The sequence below is a fragment of the Collinsella sp. TF08-11AT genome (genome assembly GCF_003437035.1).
Lineage (GTDB): Bacteria > Actinomycetota > Coriobacteriia > Coriobacteriales > Coriobacteriaceae > Collinsella.
Window position 1 is genome coordinate 64,882 of sequence record NZ_QSRL01000002.1, and the last position, 15,517, is coordinate 80,398.

Here is a 15,517-nt window from a genome sequence, read left to right on the forward strand (position 1 = left end):
TAGCCTTCGCTGCTGTCGGGAGGGAAGGACTAGGACTCCGTTATTATGTTGAAACGCTTTAACAATTTCGACGTTCTCACGTGTTTTTTGTTTCAAAAGCGTTAGGATGAGATTCATAGCGTGGGGCGTAATGGGTGCCCCGCACACGATGGGAGGCTATCAATGGCTAATCGTTTCGTTCTCAACACCATCTCTTATCATGGTTCCGGCGCCATCAAGGAGATCCCCGGCGAGCTCCAGCGTCGCGGCTACAAGAAGATCTTCGTCTGCTCCGACCCCGACCTGGTCAAGTTTGGCGTTACCGCCAAGGTGACCGACGAGCTCGATGCTGCCGGCATCGCTTGGAGCCTCTACTCCGAGATTAAGCCCAACCCGACTATCCAGAACGTCAAAGACGGCGTCGAGGCCTTCAAGGCCGCCGAGGCTGACGCTATCGTGACCATTGGTGGTGGCTCCTCCATGGACACCGCCAAGGCTATCGGCATCATCATCAACAACCCTGAGTTCGCCGATGTCCGCAGCCTCGAGGGCGTTGCTCCCACTAAGAACCACGCCGTGTTCACCATCGCTGTGCCGACGACTGCCGGTACCGCCGCCGAGGTGACCATCAACTACGTCATCACCGACCCCGAGAAGGTCCGCAAGTTCGTGTGCGTCGACACCAACGACGCCCCCGAGGTCGCCGTCGTCGACCCCGATATGATGGCTTCCATGCCCGCCGGCCTGACCGCCTCTACCGGCATGGACGCTCTGACCCACGCCATCGAGGGCTACACCACCAAGGGCGCTTGGGAGCTCTCCGACATGTTCCACTTTGAGGCTATTAAGCTGATCAGCGAGAACCTGCGTGACTCCGTCGCCGAGGCCAAGTCCGGCCAGCCCGGCTCCGGCCGCGAGGGCATGGCCCTTGGCCAGTATGTCGCCGGCATGGGCTTCTCCAACGTTGGCCTGGGCATCGACCATGCCATGGCTCACACCCTGTCCGCTCACTACGACACCCCGCACGGCGTCGCTTGCGCCATGCTGCTGCCGATTGCCATGGAGTTCAACAAGCCGGTTTGCGCTGAGCGCCTGGCCAAGGTTGCCGTTGCCATGGGTGTTGACACCACGGGCATGAGCACCGACGAGGCTGCCGACGCCGCCATCGCCGCCGTCAAGCAGCTCTCTGCCGACGTGAACATCCCGCACGTCTGCGAGGCCATGAAGGCTGACGAGATCGAGGTTCTGGCCAAGGACGCCATGGCCGACGCCTGCTTCCCGGGTAACCCGCGCGAGGCGACGCTCGACGACGTCATCGAGCTCTTCAAGAAGATCTGCCCGGCTGAGTAAATTACTCCCGTCGGCGGTCCCGGGCTTCCCTCCGGGCGCGTCCTCGGACATGTAAAAGGCCCCGCTGCGCGCGTTGCGCGGCGGGGTCTTTTACGTCCTGCGGAATGCGCCCGGAGGGAAGCCCGGGATCGCCTGCGTTCTTTTCTCAGATGCCGGGGTGCCGGAAAGGCGGGATGTGAGGGGCGCATTGTTGGATGGCGCCTTGTATCTGCTTATCGTGGCGGGCGCAGTTCTGGGGAGCTCGATGGGTCATCTCGCTAGGTAAAAAGATGGTTCGCGGTGGTATTGTTGCTGTGAGTTTAATTCGATATGAAAGGGTGACTTTGGTGTCCAAGATGGATTCTACGCTCTCCTATATTACTGACCAGTTGAAGGCGCTTACCTCGATTGCTTCGCCTACGGGCTATACCCGTGCGGCGACTGATTATCTGATGGAGACCCTGCGCGATATGGGCTTTGGGCCCGAGCGTTCTAATAAGGGTAACGTGCTCGTTGAGCTTGGTGGCGAGGGCGAGCCGCTCGTGTTGGCGAGCCATGTCGATACTCTGGGCGCTATGGTGCGCTCCATTAAGGACAATGGTCGCCTGCGTCCCACGACGCTTGGCGGGCATCAGTGGTCTACGGCCGATGGCGAGAACTGCACCGTTTACACGCGCGATGGCAATGTCTACACGGGTGTGGTTCTCAATACCGAGCCTTCGGCGCATGTGGCCGATGAGCCGGTCAAGACCATCGAGAAGAACATGGAAATCCTGCTCGACGAGAACGTCGACAGCAAGGACGACGTGCTCGAACTGGGCATTCAGACCGGAGACATCATCGCTATGGATCCGCGTACCACGGTGACGGAGAGCGGCTACATCAAGAGTCGCTTCCTTGACGACAAGCTGTCCGCGTCGATTCTGCTGGGCCTGGCGCGTGCCGTCGCCGCTGGCGAGGTGACACTCTCGCGCAAGGTATCGCTGCTCTTTACCGTGTACGAAGAGGTCGGCCACGGCGGTGCCTTTGTGCCGGCCGACACGCGCGAGATGATCAGCGTGGACATGGGCTGCGTGGGCGACGACCTGGGCTGCACCGAGCGCATGGTTTCGATTTGCGCCAAGGATTCGGGCGGTCCGTACAACTACGACCTGGTAACCACGCTGTCCAACATCGCGCGCGAGCTGGAGCTCGATTACGCCATCGATGTGTACCCGCACTACGGTTCGGACGTCGAGGCCACGCTCTCGGCCGGCTACGACATTCGCCATGGTCTGATCGGCCCCGGCGTGTACGCGAGCCACAACTACGAGCGCAGCCACATCGACGGCGTGCGCAATACCTACGAGCTGGTTCGCGCCTACGTTCAGCGCTAACGATGCAGCGGCCTCGGCTGGCACAGCAGTACCGACCGAGGCCGTCCTCTCTAAGTTGCGGTGAAATAGGGACTGTTTAAGCGTTTAAAAAACCGCCAAACAGTCCCTATTTCACCGCAACTTATGAAGGGGATGGGGCTACTTGATGGCGCCGGTCACCGTGCCGCCGCCCAGGACGATGTCGCCGCGATAGACGACGACGGCCTGTCCGGGGGCGATGGCTCGTTGCGGCTCGTCAAAAGTTAGCAGCATTTGCCCGTTTGCACCGCGCGTGAGCACTGCCGCCTGGTCCTTTTGACGGTAGCGGTACTTGGCGCCCACGCGGATGCCGCCGGCGTCGAGCTCCGCCTCCATGCGCTCTGCCGGCGCGCTCCAGATCCAGTCGTTGGCCGTGAGCGCTGTGGCCGCCAGGTCCTTGGCTTCGCCCAGATGCACGGTGTTGTTGGCGGCGTCGACACCAGTCACATACACGGGATGCGCCATTGCGACGCCCAGGCCCTTGCGCTGGCCGATGGTGTAGCGCAGCGCGCCGTTGTGGCGCCCGACCACGCTGCCGTCGCGCCACACAATGTCGCCCGGTGCAGCGGGATGTCCGCAGCGGCGCTCGATATAGCCCGCGTAGTCACCGTCTGGAATAAAGCAGATATCCTCGCTTTCGGCCTTCTTGGCGTTGGCAAAGCCCTGTTCGGCGGCAATGCGGCGCACGTCGTGCTCCTTGTCCAGACCCGCCAACGGAAAGATCGTGTGCGCCAGGCGCTCCTGCGTAAGCGAATACAAAAAGTAGCTTTGGTCCTTTTTGGGATCTTCGCCGCGATGGAGCTGCCAGGTACCATCGGACGCCTGGCTCGTCTTTGCGAAATGTCCCGTTGCGATGTAGTCGCAGCCCATGTCCAGCGCCGTATCGAGCAGCGCGCCAAACTTAATGTGGCGGTTGCAGATAATGCACGGATTGGGCGTCAGCCCCTCCTGGTAGGCGTTCACAAAGCGCTCGATCACGTTGCGGTCGAACGTCTGCTGCAGGCCGAGCACGTGATGGGGGATCCCCAGGCGCTCGGCGACGGCCTTTGCATCGGCGATGTCGCGGTCGACCTTACTCATGCCCGTGGTGGGGTCGGGTGCGGGGCAGGTGAGGCGCATGGTGGCACCGACACATTCGTAATCCTGATTTTTGAGCAGATACGCGGTCACGCTGGAATCGACGCCGCCGCTCATGGCGACGAGCACGCGCTTGTTGTGCATGGGGAGGTTCTCCTTGGTGGCATGTGGCCAAAAAAGAAAAGCGGCGCGGGAGGCTGGTTCCGCGCCGCAGACATTGTAGCAAGTTCGGGCGTCCTGTGGGACACCCTGTTGGGATGAGCTCAGACTGCCAGAAGAGAGGGGGCGGCGTGCCTTGGACTCGTTCTAGGAACGAGAGCTCTAGTCCTGGAAGAGCGCCGTGGACAGGTAGCGCTCGCCGGTGTCGGCAAGTAGGGCCACGATGGTCTTGCCCTCGTTCTCGGGGCGCTTGGCCAGCTGCAGTGCGGCCCACACGGCGGCGCCGGACGAAATGCCCACGAGCACGCCCTCCTTGTGGCCCACGGCGCGGCCGGTGGCAAAGGCGTCGTCGTTCTCGACGGGGATGATCTCGTCATAGACCTGGGTGTCGAGGACGTCGGGCACAAAGCCGGCGCCGATGCCCTGGATCTTGTGCGGGCCGGCCTGGCCCTTGGAGAGCACCGGGGAGGTGGCGGGCTCGACGGCGACGACCTTAATCTCGGGGTTCTGCTCCTTGAGGAACTCGCCCACGCCGGTCACGGTGCCACCGGTGCCAACGCCGGCGACGAAGATGTCGACCTTGCCGTCGGTGTCGTCCCAGATCTCGGGGCCGGTCGTGGCCTTGTGGATGGCGGGGTTGGCGGGGTTCACAAACTGGCCGGCGAGAATGCTGTTGGGGGTCTCCTTCTGCAGCTCCTCGGCCTTGGCGATAGCGCCTTTCATGCCCTTGGAGCCGTCGGTGAGCACGAGCTGCGCGCCGTATGCCTGCATCAGCTTGCGGCGCTCGACGGACATGGTCTCGGGCATGGTGATGATCACCTTGTAGCCGCGAGCCGCCGCCACCGAGGCGATGCCGACGCCGGTGTTGCCGCTTGTGGGCTCGATGATGGTGTAGTCGCCGCCGCGCACGAGCTTGCCTGCCTTCTCGGCCTCGTCAATCATGTTCTTGGCGACGCGGTCTTTAACGGACCCGGCGGGGTTGAAGTATTCCAGCTTGACGAGCACACGGGCCTTGAGGTCCTCATCGGCCTCAAAGTGAGTGAGCTCCAGAAGCGGAGTGTGGCCGATAAGCTGATCGATGGACGTGTAAACCTTGCTCATGATGAATCTCCAAAGTGTTCAAATGACTGGATACCGTGTGGTTTTACGGTGTGTCTAGCAACTAAACCCACAAACCTTATAGGCTGTTCGTTTAGCTGTTGGCAAGCATAGTAGACACTAAACCCTAGTAATGCAATAGGAAATAGGAGATTATTGCAAGTCGATTAACCATCTTGACCGGAACGGGTATTTTCAAAGCCAATTATTCGGCTAGAATTTCAACGGACTAAAAGACCGAAAGGCAGCACTAGATATGTTGGTTTCCACTAAGGGCAGGTACGCCCTGCGCGTTATGGTTGACCTGGCCGAGCACCAGGCGGCCGGTCGCATCCCGCTCAAAGAGATTGCGGCGCGACAGGGGATTTCCGAGAAATATCTCGAGAACATCTTGGCTACGCTCGTGCGCGCCAATATGCTCTCGGGCATGCGCGGCAAGGGCGGCGGCTATGTGCTCACGCGCCCGCCCGAGCAGTACACGGTGGGCGAGATCTTGCGCCTGACCGAGGGCAGTTTGGCGCCGGTCGCCTGCCTGGATGGCGACTGTAAGGGTTGCTCGCGATCTGATGAGTGTCCCACGCTCGACGTGTGGAAGAACCTGGACAAGCTCATCAACGATTACCTCGATGGCGTGACGCTCGACCAGCTCGTCGCCCCCAACGAAGGCTACGACTACGTCATCTAGCCCACGCCTGCCATGTGGGGACAGGGTGGAAATGGCAGATTCTCTCGCCCTTTGAGACTTGGCAAATAAGAAGGCCGCCCATTTTTTTGCGATGGGCGGCCTTCGTTTTGGGCTGTTGAGACGGGCGCGGCCGGAATGGCCGTTTTAGCCCTCGGCGATGCTGTCGAGGATGCTGCGCATGATGGACACCAGGATGCTGCCCATAAAGGCCGATCCAAAGCTGGCGATGGAGATACCCGCGCCCAGCAGATTGACCGACAGATAGCTGGCCAGCTCGAGCATAAAGCTGTTGACTACGAGCTGAAAAATACCCAGCGTAATGATCGTGAGCGGCAGCGAGATAACCGTCAGAAACGGCTTGACGAGCGAATCGACGATGTTCAGGAACAGTCCCACGAAGGCGAAACAGACCCAGGCCTCGGCAAAACCGAAGGGCTGGATGCCGGGGACGAGGAACGTGGCAATCGCGATGGCGATCGAGGTAAAGAGCCAGTTAAGCATAAAGCGCATGGTGTGAATCCTTTCTTGCGCAGGGTGCGTCGGTGTCGCGTGAAGCGGTTTGCTGCGGCGGCTTGGACGGCCGCTCGGGTGTGCCGCCTTGTTCGGCCGCCCATTGTCTCAGATATTCGTGGAGCTTACGTGCGCATTCGGTTTCAAAACGGCGTTCGTCCTGAAAAACGCGCCGCTGGCAGAGAGTCTTGTCGCTTTAGTTTGGTGGTGTGCTACACTGCTACGGGCAAAAGCCACAGGCGTTGCCCTATTGCATAGAACGGGCGAACGATGCCCGATGTCAGTATCAACTTCGATGCCTTATGGCGGGTTTGGCGGTGATCGATGAATATCGAGAACATGTTTGACAAGCCTGATGTCAAGCAGCTGGTCCACGCATTTAGTCTTTTGGATGACGAGAAGGATATCCAGGCGTTTTTGACCGATATCTGCACGCCGCGCGAGATCTGCGATCTTTCGCAACGTCTGCAGGTTGCGCGTTATCTGGATGAGGGCGAGCCTTATGTTGAGGTTCAGGCCCGCACCGGCGCTTCGTCCACTACGGTGAGCCGCGTTTCAAAGGCGCTGAACGGCGAGTACGGCGGCTATCGCAAGATCCTCATCAAGCTGGAGGATGGCGAGTAGGCCAGCGACAACAATGAATTACGAAGAACCGTCCCTCCGGGGGCGGTTTTTTGATCCCTTGGAGACGGAGGAAAACGGATCACTGGGCTAGACTGACCTCCTCGGTGATCCATTTTCCTCCGTCTCCAAGGGGTCAAATCTGTTGGCGTGGGGCAAATCTGTCCGCGCGGGCGGGTAGGATGGAAGCATTGAATATTGCGAACGGTTTGAGTGGAGGACCATGCCTGTTCGAATCTATACCACCAACGCCGGCGCGGATTTGAGCGATGCCGAGGCGGCGCTGCTTGCCGACCTTATTGCCCGCCACGGGCGTGCCGTGCTGCTGGCGCCAACGTTTGCCGAGCTCGACCTGTGCCGTCATGATGCGGCGGAAGCCGGCGTTTCGCTGGGTATTGACTACAAGACGCCTACATCGTGGCTTCGCTCGCTTTGGGAGCTTTTGGGCGACGGGCGCGGTTTCGTCGACAACCTGCAGCGCCAGATGCTGTTTTCGGACATGGTAGCGCGCCTCGACGACGCCGACCTGCAGCCGCTTTCGCGCAGCCAGGGCACGGTGCGTATGCTCGCGCGTATGGCTCGCGATGTGCTGCCGGGTGTGGCAGGGACAGGCACCGAGCGTTGCTGCGACAACGTTTGCAAGCCCAAGCCCAAAAGCGACGCCGAGGCTCGCGTGTTTGAACTTTTGTGCGCCTATGCGCGCGGTTTGGACCGTCGAGATATGGTCGAGCCCTGCGAGGCGGCTGACATTATGGCCGGCGCTTTGGCCGACAACCTGCCGGGGTGCGCCCGCGCCGTTTGCGTGCGCGGCGTCACGTCATTTACGTATAGCCTGCTCGAGCTGCTGTCCGCCGTGGCAAACAACGGGGGAGAGGTTGTCGTGCTGCTTGCCCGCGAGCAAGCGGCGATGCGCGAGGAGCTTGCCGCGGCATTTGATGTCCGCGGTGTGCTGTTTGAGATCGCGCCGCTGGGGGAGGGCGCCGCCGCGCCCCAGACTGCCTCCAAGTCCGCTGCTCAGCCTGCCTTTATTGAGGTCGCCGGCCCCCATGCCCGTGCCCATGCTTATGCGGACGTCATCGATAAGTTGGTGAAAGCGCACAAGGAGTCCAAGGACGATAAAGCTGCTGCAACACCCGCCGACCCCGTACGCGTGCTCGTTGTTTCTGCCCGGGCACCCCAGCTGTTCGGCGAGCTTGCCGCTCGTTTGGCGGCGCGCCACGTTGCTGCCGAGACGGCCGAGTTCACGGCGTTTTCCCAATCCATTGCGGGCAGGCAGTTCACGGCGCTCGCCAACCTGATCGAGCGTATGAAGGCCGCCGACGAAGGGGCAGCTTCTAAGACTGAGTGGTGGCCCGCTCCGGAGCTTACCGACTGGATTTACAGCCCGCTTTCGGGTGCCGACGCCGCCAGCGCGCGCACGTTCGACAAGAATATGCGACTGTCGCGCAGCAAGACCACTGCGGGCGTCAAGAGCCTGCTGCAGAGCGTGCAGGGCCAGGTGAAGGGCGCGCGTAAAGCGGCGAGCGACGAGAACTGGTTTAAGAACGTGCCGTGCGTGATCTCGGACGTGTTCCAGGCGCTGTGGCGCGACAAACCCGTGACGGCGCTCAAGGCCATGCTTGCCGTTGCCGAGGCGCTGCCCGATCGCGCACTTGGCGGTCTCGACGGTCAGGCTCGTCGCCAGGCGGAGGTGGCCCTGCTGCGCCACGTCATCGACATCCTTATGAATGGCGCCCGTGCGCTCGACGTGTCGCAGGCCGCGACCGTGCCCGTGCTCGATGACATTCGAACCAAGGTGGACAAGCGTAGCGCCGCCTACGATTGCGAGACCTACGAGGTTGACCGTGCGCCACGCGCCCAGGTTCGCTTTGCTTCGCTTGCCGATGCGGCGGCTCTGCGCTCCGGCAGCTACGATGCCGTGCTGTTTGCCGATGTCGATCTGGACAGCTATCCTCTCTCACACGAAGAGGGGCCGCTGACCACGCTGACGGCGAGCCTCGGTCGCGAGGGCGTGACGCTTGAGCCTGCGGCCTTGCTGCGCGCACGCTTTGGCCGCGCGATACAAGCGTCGCGTGGTCCGGTTACGCTCGCCCGTGTGACCCACGATCGTCAGGCGCGCGAGTGCTATCCGTCGGCCGTGTGGACCGAGTTGCGGGCGCATGCCGAGGCCGCTAACGACGCTAAGGCCGTTGGCGCGGACAAGGCGAAGTGTGTGGGTGAGGGCGATATCGTAAGGGACTTCGATCCCGCGGCAGGCGAAGGTCTTAGGCGCGAGCGCGTGACCTGCGAAGCTCCTCAGCATCTGAGCGATGAAGCCATTCCGTATTTGGTCCTGCGTCGTCGCGATGGCGAGGGCGAGGATGCGCCGCTGGTGCCGCACCTGACGTCTGCCTCGCAGATCGAGGCCTATTCGACCTGCCCGCTATGCTGGTTCGTCTCGTATCGCGTCAAACCCCAGTCGATCGACGCTGGCTTTGGCAATATGGAGAAGGGCAACTTTGTCCACGACGTGCTGGAACACTTGCATGCCCGTCTGCCTCAGGAGGGCATGGAGCGCGTGACACCCATGAATCTGCCACGCGCGAAGGAGCTGCTGCGCGAGGTCTTTGACGAGACCTTGGCCGAGCATGCGGGCAAGCGCGGTACCGAGGGCCCGCTCGTGCCGCTCTCCCCGGTGGAGGAGCGCCAGGTGGCCGAGATTTTGCCGCAGCTGGAGGGCGTGCTTGCCTACGAGTCCGAGGCGCTCGCGCCCTTCGCGCCGCGCTACCTGGAGTTTGCGTTCAACGAGCTCCAGGTCGAGTATGCCGGTTGGCCGCTTGGCGGGCGCATCGACCGCGTTGATGTGGATGTCGAGAATCGCGCCGTGGTAATCGACTATAAACATCGTTCGGGTGTCGAGGAGTTTAAACTCGCCGACCCCACGGTGCGCGACGAGGAGTCGGGCGAGGCCCCCATCGACGACCCGCGCTGGCTGCCGCCCCATACCCAGACGCTCATCTACGCACAGGCCATGCGTCGGGCGCTGGGCCTAGATACCCGTGCTGCGCTCTATTTTTCGACCAAGGGTGGCAAGCCCGCGCTGCGCGGTGCGGCGAGCGCCGAGTTGCTTGAGGAAGAGCGTGGTGACGGCCGCATCCCGGGGCTTAAGAAGGGCTTTCCCGGCGAGGGCGGCAACATGGACTTCGATGCCCTGCTCGACCGCGTGGAGGCCGGTATCGCCGAGCGCCTGCATGAGCTCGAGGCGGGCGACGTCGCCGCTGTCGATCCGACGTCGGCGCAGGCCGCGCATGCGCGCTGCTCGTATAACCACGAAGGAACGTTTGTAAGGAGGGACGTGTAGACCATGGATCTTTCGACTTTGATGCCGCAACAGCTGCAAGTTGTCAAAACGCTCGACCGCCCGCTGTTTGTCTCGGCGGGTGCCGGCTCGGGCAAGACCTTTACCCTTACGCGCCGCATTGCCTATGCGCTCTCGCCCGAATCCGGTCCGTTTGTCGAGCATCTGGATCAGGTGCTTGCCATTACCTTTACCAAAGATGCCGCGGCCGAGATTCGCGACCGCGTGCGCCGTGCGCTTATCGACGAGGGCATGGACGAGGAGGCCCTGACCGTCGACGACGCTTGGATCTCGACCATCCACGGCATGTGCTCGCGTATCCTGCGCGCGCACGCGCTGGAGCTGGGCATCGATCCTGAGTTCACGGTGCTCACCGATACCGACGAGCTCATGGATCAGGCTGTTGAGCATGTGTTGGGTCGCGCGACGGCGCCCGATGCCGCCCCCGAGCTCGCGGCATCGCTCAAGGCCCTCTACGCCTGGTATCCCATGGCGGGCGAGGGCGGTCCCTTTGGCGCCGGCACGACCATCAAGGGTCTTGTGCGCGACCTGTTAGAGCTATCGAGCCAGCTGCCGGGCGGCATGGACGATGTGCGCGTGGCACGCGGCCAGGCCGACACCTCGGCGCTAGCCGATGCCTATCGCGCGGCGTTGGGCGCGAGCAAGGCCGCGACCGAGAAGGCGCAGACGGCGCTCGATGCCATCGACGCGTTCGAGGCGAGCGGCAAGACCATGACCGATGCGGCGCGACTCATGATGTCGTGTACCATGCCGCGCGCGAGCAAGGCATTCTCTAAGGAGCAGATCGAGCTGCTCAAGGCCGAGGCCGCCGATGCGTTTATCAATATCGTGCTCGCCTGCGGTGGTCCGGCGCTCGATGCGCTGGTGGGCCTGGCCCGTTCCGTGGAGGCAGAGTATCGCGCGCTGAAGGCTGCCCAGTCCGCCCTCGATAATAACGACCTGCTCCGCATGGCGTATGAGGCGCTGCGCGACTACCCGGCCATTCGAGCGGCCTATGAAGGCCGCTTTAAGATGGTCATGATCGACGAGTTTCAGGATACCGACCAGATGCAGGTGGACCTGATTCGCTATCTGACGGGCGCGGGGGAGCGCGCGCTGTGCACCGTGGGCGATGCGCAGCAGTCCATCTATCGCTTCCGTGGGGCAGAGGTCGAGGTGTTCCGTCGCCAGGAACGCAAGGTGGGCTCCTCTGCTGCGCCCGAGACCTCCGTCGCATCCGATGCCCCTGCCGGCGAGCTCGTCAAGCTCGTGCGCAACTTCCGCAGCCACGACGAGGTACTGCGCTATGTGGCACGCGTCTTTGACGGCGATACCGGTGGTTTGATGCAGGGGTTCTTGGATCTTGAGCCGAGTGACGATCGCGAGGACAAGCTCAAGGCGAAGGCTTCGCGCCGCCAGGCGCTGCTCGTTGCCGGCGGCAGCACCCAGGAGCGAACGCAGGCGAAAGCTCGTGCGATTGCGGAGCGGTTCCAAGCGCTCGTTAAAGCGGGCCAGCCCCAGGGCGGCATGGTGCTGCTACTGGGCCGCATGACCAACGCCGACGTCTACGCCCAGGCCTTCCGCGACCAGGGGCTCGACTGCGTGATCGCAGGCGGTTCGGTCTTTGCCCAGGCTGCCGAGGTCCAAACGGTGCGTGCCCTGGTGTGCGCGCTTGCTAATCCGGCCGATACGGCGCAGGGCCTTATGCCGCTGCTCGCCTCGCCGATGTTTGCGCTCGGCGCCCAGGAGTTCCTGGCGCTGGCGACCAAGCTCGATAGCGAGACAGGGGAGACCTCGCGCCGGAATATCGACATGGGCATCATGAGCGATTCCGATGTGCCGGGTTTGCAGAACCTGCCGCTCGTGACGCGTGCCCGCGAGGTGCTGCGCTATGCGCTTCGTCGTGTGGGCCGCGATTCGTTCGCCGCCATCGCGCGCGACGTGGTCAACGCCTCTGGCTGGTTTGTGCGTCTGGCGCAGCGTGGTCCCGAGGGCAAGGCCATCGCTGCCAACGTGCTCAAGGCGCTCGACGCCGTGGCCGAGGCGGAGGCCGAGTTCGGTAACTCGCCGCGTTCCATCGCGCTCGCCTTCGACCACTTCCTGGCGGGCAAGGAGGCGCCGGGCGCGCTCAACGAGGAGGGTGACGGCGCGGTACGCATCATGACCGTGCATGCATCCAAGGGTCTGGAGTATCCGGTCGTCGCGGTGTCCGAGTGTTTTGGCGTGCGCAAATCGTTCGGTGCGGCACAGATGGGCCGCGTTGACGGTGGGGCGCAAGTCGTGGCGCTGCCGGCTCGTTTTGATGGCGTTAAGCTTGCCGATGGGACCTTCGTGAAGGGCGATGACGTCAAAAAGCAGTTTGAACACGCGTTTAAGGGCAAGGGCACGTCACTGTGGTTGCCGCCAGAGCTCATGGAGGATGTCTGCGCGACGGGTTCTCCCGCCGAGGAATTTGCTTGCCTGCGCAACGACGACCTGCAGCTTTCGCTCGAGGAGCGGGCTCGTTTGCTCTATGTCGCCATGACGCGAGCGCGTGAGCTGGTGATCTTGGCGATGGATGCCGGCGTGAGCCGTGGCAAGGTGTGCGCGCCGACCTTCGACGTCGAGACCGATCTGAGCTACGACGTGCTGCGCCGTATTCTGCCGACGGACGGCCTGGACATGCCACAGCTCGATGCCGACCGCCTGGTGTTCGACAACTCCCAGCCGGGCGATTACGAGCTCATTTCGCTTTCGGACTTTACCTTTGGCGAGCAGGCGTTTGAGGCCAACGCTTCACTGGATGCCGAGGGCAGACTTGTCCGCGGCGATGCGGAGCCGGAGGGTGCCGGTGCAGGTGCCCGCGCCGCCGTTCCCGGTCCTGCCGACCCCGAGCCCGATGCGTTTGAGCTCGTGTATCCCCAGGCGGTGGGCGTGCGCATGGGCGCCTGCCCGTATCCGGCGCGCGATTCGTACAGCTATTCGTCAATTGCCGCGGCGCTGCATGCCGAGTCCGAGGACCGTGCCACCGAGGCGCATGTGCCCATGGACGAGGCTGGCGATGATGCGGAGTCTGATGGTTCCGAGATGGCGGATGCAGACGTGGCCGCTGTCGAGCCCGCCGGCAATCCCATGGCGCTGGGCTCGGCCTTCCACGCCGCCTGCCAGTGGCTCATCGAGATGGGTGCCGATGCGCTGCCCGCTGAGCGTGCCGATGCGCTGGCGCGCCTGTGGCGCCTGACGCCGGAGCAGCGCGAACGCTTCGACGTTGCCCTGGACTGCTGGCTCAAGTCGGCTGCTCGTGCCGAGCTGCTCGCGTGGCCGTGCGTCCGCGCCGAGGTGCCGTTCTTTTCGCTGGGCTGCGAGGACGAGGACATCGCTCGCTACGGTGCATATGCCGAGGGCGCCATCGACGCTTTGGCGACGAACCCGGCGGATTCGTCACGCGCACTGGTCATCGACTACAAGACGGGCGGCACACTGGACGAGACGCCGGAACAGCTGCAGGAGAAGCACGCCCTGCAGGCGCGTGTCTACGCTGATGTTCTGCACAAGGCGGGCTTTGAGGCCGTGACCGTCAAGTTCGTCCGCGCGGAGCAGGTCGACCCCGCCAACCCCTGCGAGCCCCAAGTGGTCACCTACAACCTTTAGCCCTCAACAACCTGCGGTGGAATCCCTATCGATTCCACCGCAGTCTTTTTGGGACGGGGCTTTTTTAGCTACTTTGGGCAAACCCACGCGGCCGCCCCGGATAAAGCCCTCAATCGTCCAAATAGCACCGCAACGCATGGGAGAGCCTGGGACGGTACAATAGCTCGAACGGTTCAAACGAATAAGGAGCCATATGCAGCTCACCAAAACGCTTGGGGTGACGCCGGAGGAGCTTTTTGACGCCCTAGCGGGGTCCATCATGCAGGATATCGAAAACGCCACGGGCAAGCGCTCCAGCCGCAACAGGCTCAACGGCAATAAGTACGAGAAGCGTGCCCAGGCCGCAAAAAGGCAAGGTAGCTCTTCATCGGAAACTGTGAACACTTCAGGCTTCGAGTCAGTAGCGAGCGGCCCGACAAAAGTAGTTGATGGAAGTGCCAAATGAATAAGAATGCCGCTACGCAACTGCACATCTATTCCGCCTTTTTCGTTCTCGCGGGATTTGTTTTAAATCGGGGAGTGTTTCTACTTTTCCTTGCGGAGAAAGGAATGTCTGTCACGGAAATCGCGCTTTATCAAGCCCTGTTTAACATTACAACGGTCGTCCTCGAGCTGCCAACAGGGCTGATAGGCGATTTCTTTGGAAAGAAGTTTTCGATTCAAGTGGGCGTGCTGCTGCTTTTCTTCCATACGGCTGGCATGCTGTTGCTCTCAGGCCCCTTTCTTGTCGTGCTTTCCCTTGTTGAGGCACTCGCCTACTCCCTTCAATCGGGATCCGAACAAGCACTTTTATATGAAATTGCCCGGAATGCCGGTCAAGGAGAGCGTTTCCTCACCATCAACGCTCGGCTGCTTGCCGCGCAATCAATCGCTACGGGAATGGCGATTGTGCTCGGATCTTTCATTGCCCAAGTATCTTGGAGCGCCCTCTACGTATGTGTCTCCGTTTTCTATCTCCTGCAGCTTTTCCTTCTGTATCCCATTGAGAGGACGGAAGCGACCCGTTCTGAAAGCTCTGAAAAGGGAAGGTTTGACGCGGCCAAGATGTTCAGACGCGAAACCTGGCGTGTTGGAGAATCCGCTTTTGCGGTACTGCTTCTTCTAATCGGCACAAGCATGCTCGATGGATTCTATGGGAGTTATTACAACTTGAATCAGTTGGTATTCGACGCATTTGATGCTCCCGTCTCCATAATAGGAATCTTTTTCGGTGCATCCTATGCAGTAAATGCGACGGCCTACATTGCAGCAGATTTCTTCTCATTGCGTTTCGGGAAAAGAAATACCATGCTCGGCTCGATGCTAATCGAGGCTGGCCTTTTCATGATTCTTCCGTGGTTCGCTTCAAATCCGCTGTGTTTGTTTGGCCTTAGCATGGTGCTTTGTTTTCTCCCAGAAGTGGTGTACATCACTTCGGAAAACTTAATCCAAGACGCGATAGCGGACGATCTCCGCGCGACGATCCTTTCCGTCGCGTCTCTGGTAAGGGCTCTCTTTTCTGCAGTGTTTTTCTCCATATTTGGACATGTGTTGGGGTTATATCCCATTCAGATAGCGCTCGGTATTATTGGTGCAATCGCGATAGCAATTACCGCCGTTGTTTCTTTAAAAATGGTAGGAATACATGTCTCCAAGAATTGATATATCGATTGACGAGCTGCCCGAAGCGTCGAGCCTTCTTGATGGACATGACTATTC

The 15,517-nt window shown here is 61.4% G+C and carries 11 protein-coding genes; 8 read left to right on the forward strand and 3 right to left on the reverse strand.

All coding sequences use genetic code 11. The features are described from left to right. Positions 1 to 162 precede the first annotated feature (162 nt). Both fucO and DXC79_RS02260 read left to right on the forward strand, forming a co-directional pair. Positions 163 to 1,329, forward strand: a complete 1,167-nt coding sequence (fucO, locus tag DXC79_RS02255; RefSeq protein WP_117634860.1) for a lactaldehyde reductase — start codon at positions 163 to 165, stop codon at positions 1,327 to 1,329. A gap of 335 nt (positions 1,330 to 1,664) precedes the next feature. Then, entirely contained in the window at positions 1,665 to 2,684 is a 1,020-nt protein-coding gene (locus tag DXC79_RS02260; RefSeq protein WP_117635086.1) for a M42 family metallopeptidase, read from the forward strand. A 138-nt stretch (positions 2,685 to 2,822) separates the two neighbouring features. Here the strand turns inward: DXC79_RS02260 and mnmA are convergent, their stop codons facing one another. Both mnmA and cysK read right to left on the reverse strand, forming a co-directional pair. After that, the gene (gene mnmA, locus DXC79_RS02265; RefSeq protein ID WP_255413262.1) at positions 2,823 to 4,046 is read right to left on the reverse strand and encodes a tRNA 2-thiouridine(34) synthase MnmA; all 1,224 of its coding nucleotides are present in this window, start codon (positions 4,044 to 4,046) and stop codon (positions 2,823 to 2,825) included. 54 nt (positions 4,047 to 4,100) lie between these two features. Beyond that, positions 4,101 to 5,039, reverse strand: a complete 939-nt coding sequence (gene cysK, locus DXC79_RS02270; protein WP_117634864.1) for a cysteine synthase A — start codon at positions 5,037 to 5,039, stop codon at positions 4,101 to 4,103. A gap of 253 nt (positions 5,040 to 5,292) precedes the next feature. Between cysK and DXC79_RS02275 the strand changes: the two genes are divergently transcribed. Next, a complete protein-coding gene (locus DXC79_RS02275; RefSeq protein WP_089572175.1) occupies positions 5,293 to 5,721 on the forward strand; it encodes an Rrf2 family transcriptional regulator in 429 nt (142 codons plus the stop codon). Positions 5,722 to 5,865: 144 nt separating this feature from the next. Here DXC79_RS02275 and DXC79_RS02280 read toward each other — a convergent pair whose 3' ends face one another. Beyond that, on the reverse strand, positions 5,866 to 6,231 hold the full coding sequence (locus DXC79_RS02280; protein ID WP_055250947.1) for a phage holin family protein: 366 nt from the start codon (positions 6,229 to 6,231) through the stop codon (positions 5,866 to 5,868). A 324-nt stretch (positions 6,232 to 6,555) separates the two neighbouring features. Here DXC79_RS02280 and DXC79_RS02285 point away from each other — a divergent pair, with 324 nt between their 5' ends. From DXC79_RS02285 to DXC79_RS02305, 5 genes are all read left to right on the forward strand, one after another. After that, positions 6,556 to 6,855 carry a YerC/YecD family TrpR-related protein gene (locus DXC79_RS02285; protein ID WP_022094855.1) on the forward strand — a complete coding sequence of 100 codons (300 nt, stop codon included), beginning with the start codon at positions 6,556 to 6,558 and terminating at the stop codon, positions 6,853 to 6,855. Positions 6,856 to 7,075: 220 nt separating this feature from the next. Beyond that, on the forward strand, positions 7,076 to 10,192 hold the full coding sequence (locus DXC79_RS02290; protein ID WP_117634866.1) for a PD-(D/E)XK nuclease family protein: 3,117 nt from the start codon (positions 7,076 to 7,078) through the stop codon (positions 10,190 to 10,192). 3 nt (positions 10,193 to 10,195) lie between these two features. Further along, on the forward strand, positions 10,196 to 13,819 hold the full coding sequence (locus DXC79_RS02295) for a UvrD-helicase domain-containing protein (protein ID WP_117634868.1): 3,624 nt from the start codon (positions 10,196 to 10,198) through the stop codon (positions 13,817 to 13,819). Positions 13,820 to 14,012: 193 nt separating this feature from the next. After that, positions 14,013 to 14,264, forward strand: a complete 252-nt coding sequence (locus DXC79_RS02300) for a DUF3284 domain-containing protein (protein ID WP_117634870.1) — start codon at positions 14,013 to 14,015, stop codon at positions 14,262 to 14,264. Beyond that, positions 14,261 to 15,460 (forward strand): MFS transporter, encoded by a 1,200-nt coding sequence (locus DXC79_RS02305; RefSeq protein WP_117634872.1) that lies wholly within the window; start codon positions 14,261 to 14,263, stop codon positions 15,458 to 15,460. Before DXC79_RS02300 ends, DXC79_RS02305 begins: the two co-directional genes overlap by 4 nt. Positions 15,461 to 15,517: the final 57 nt, after the last annotated feature.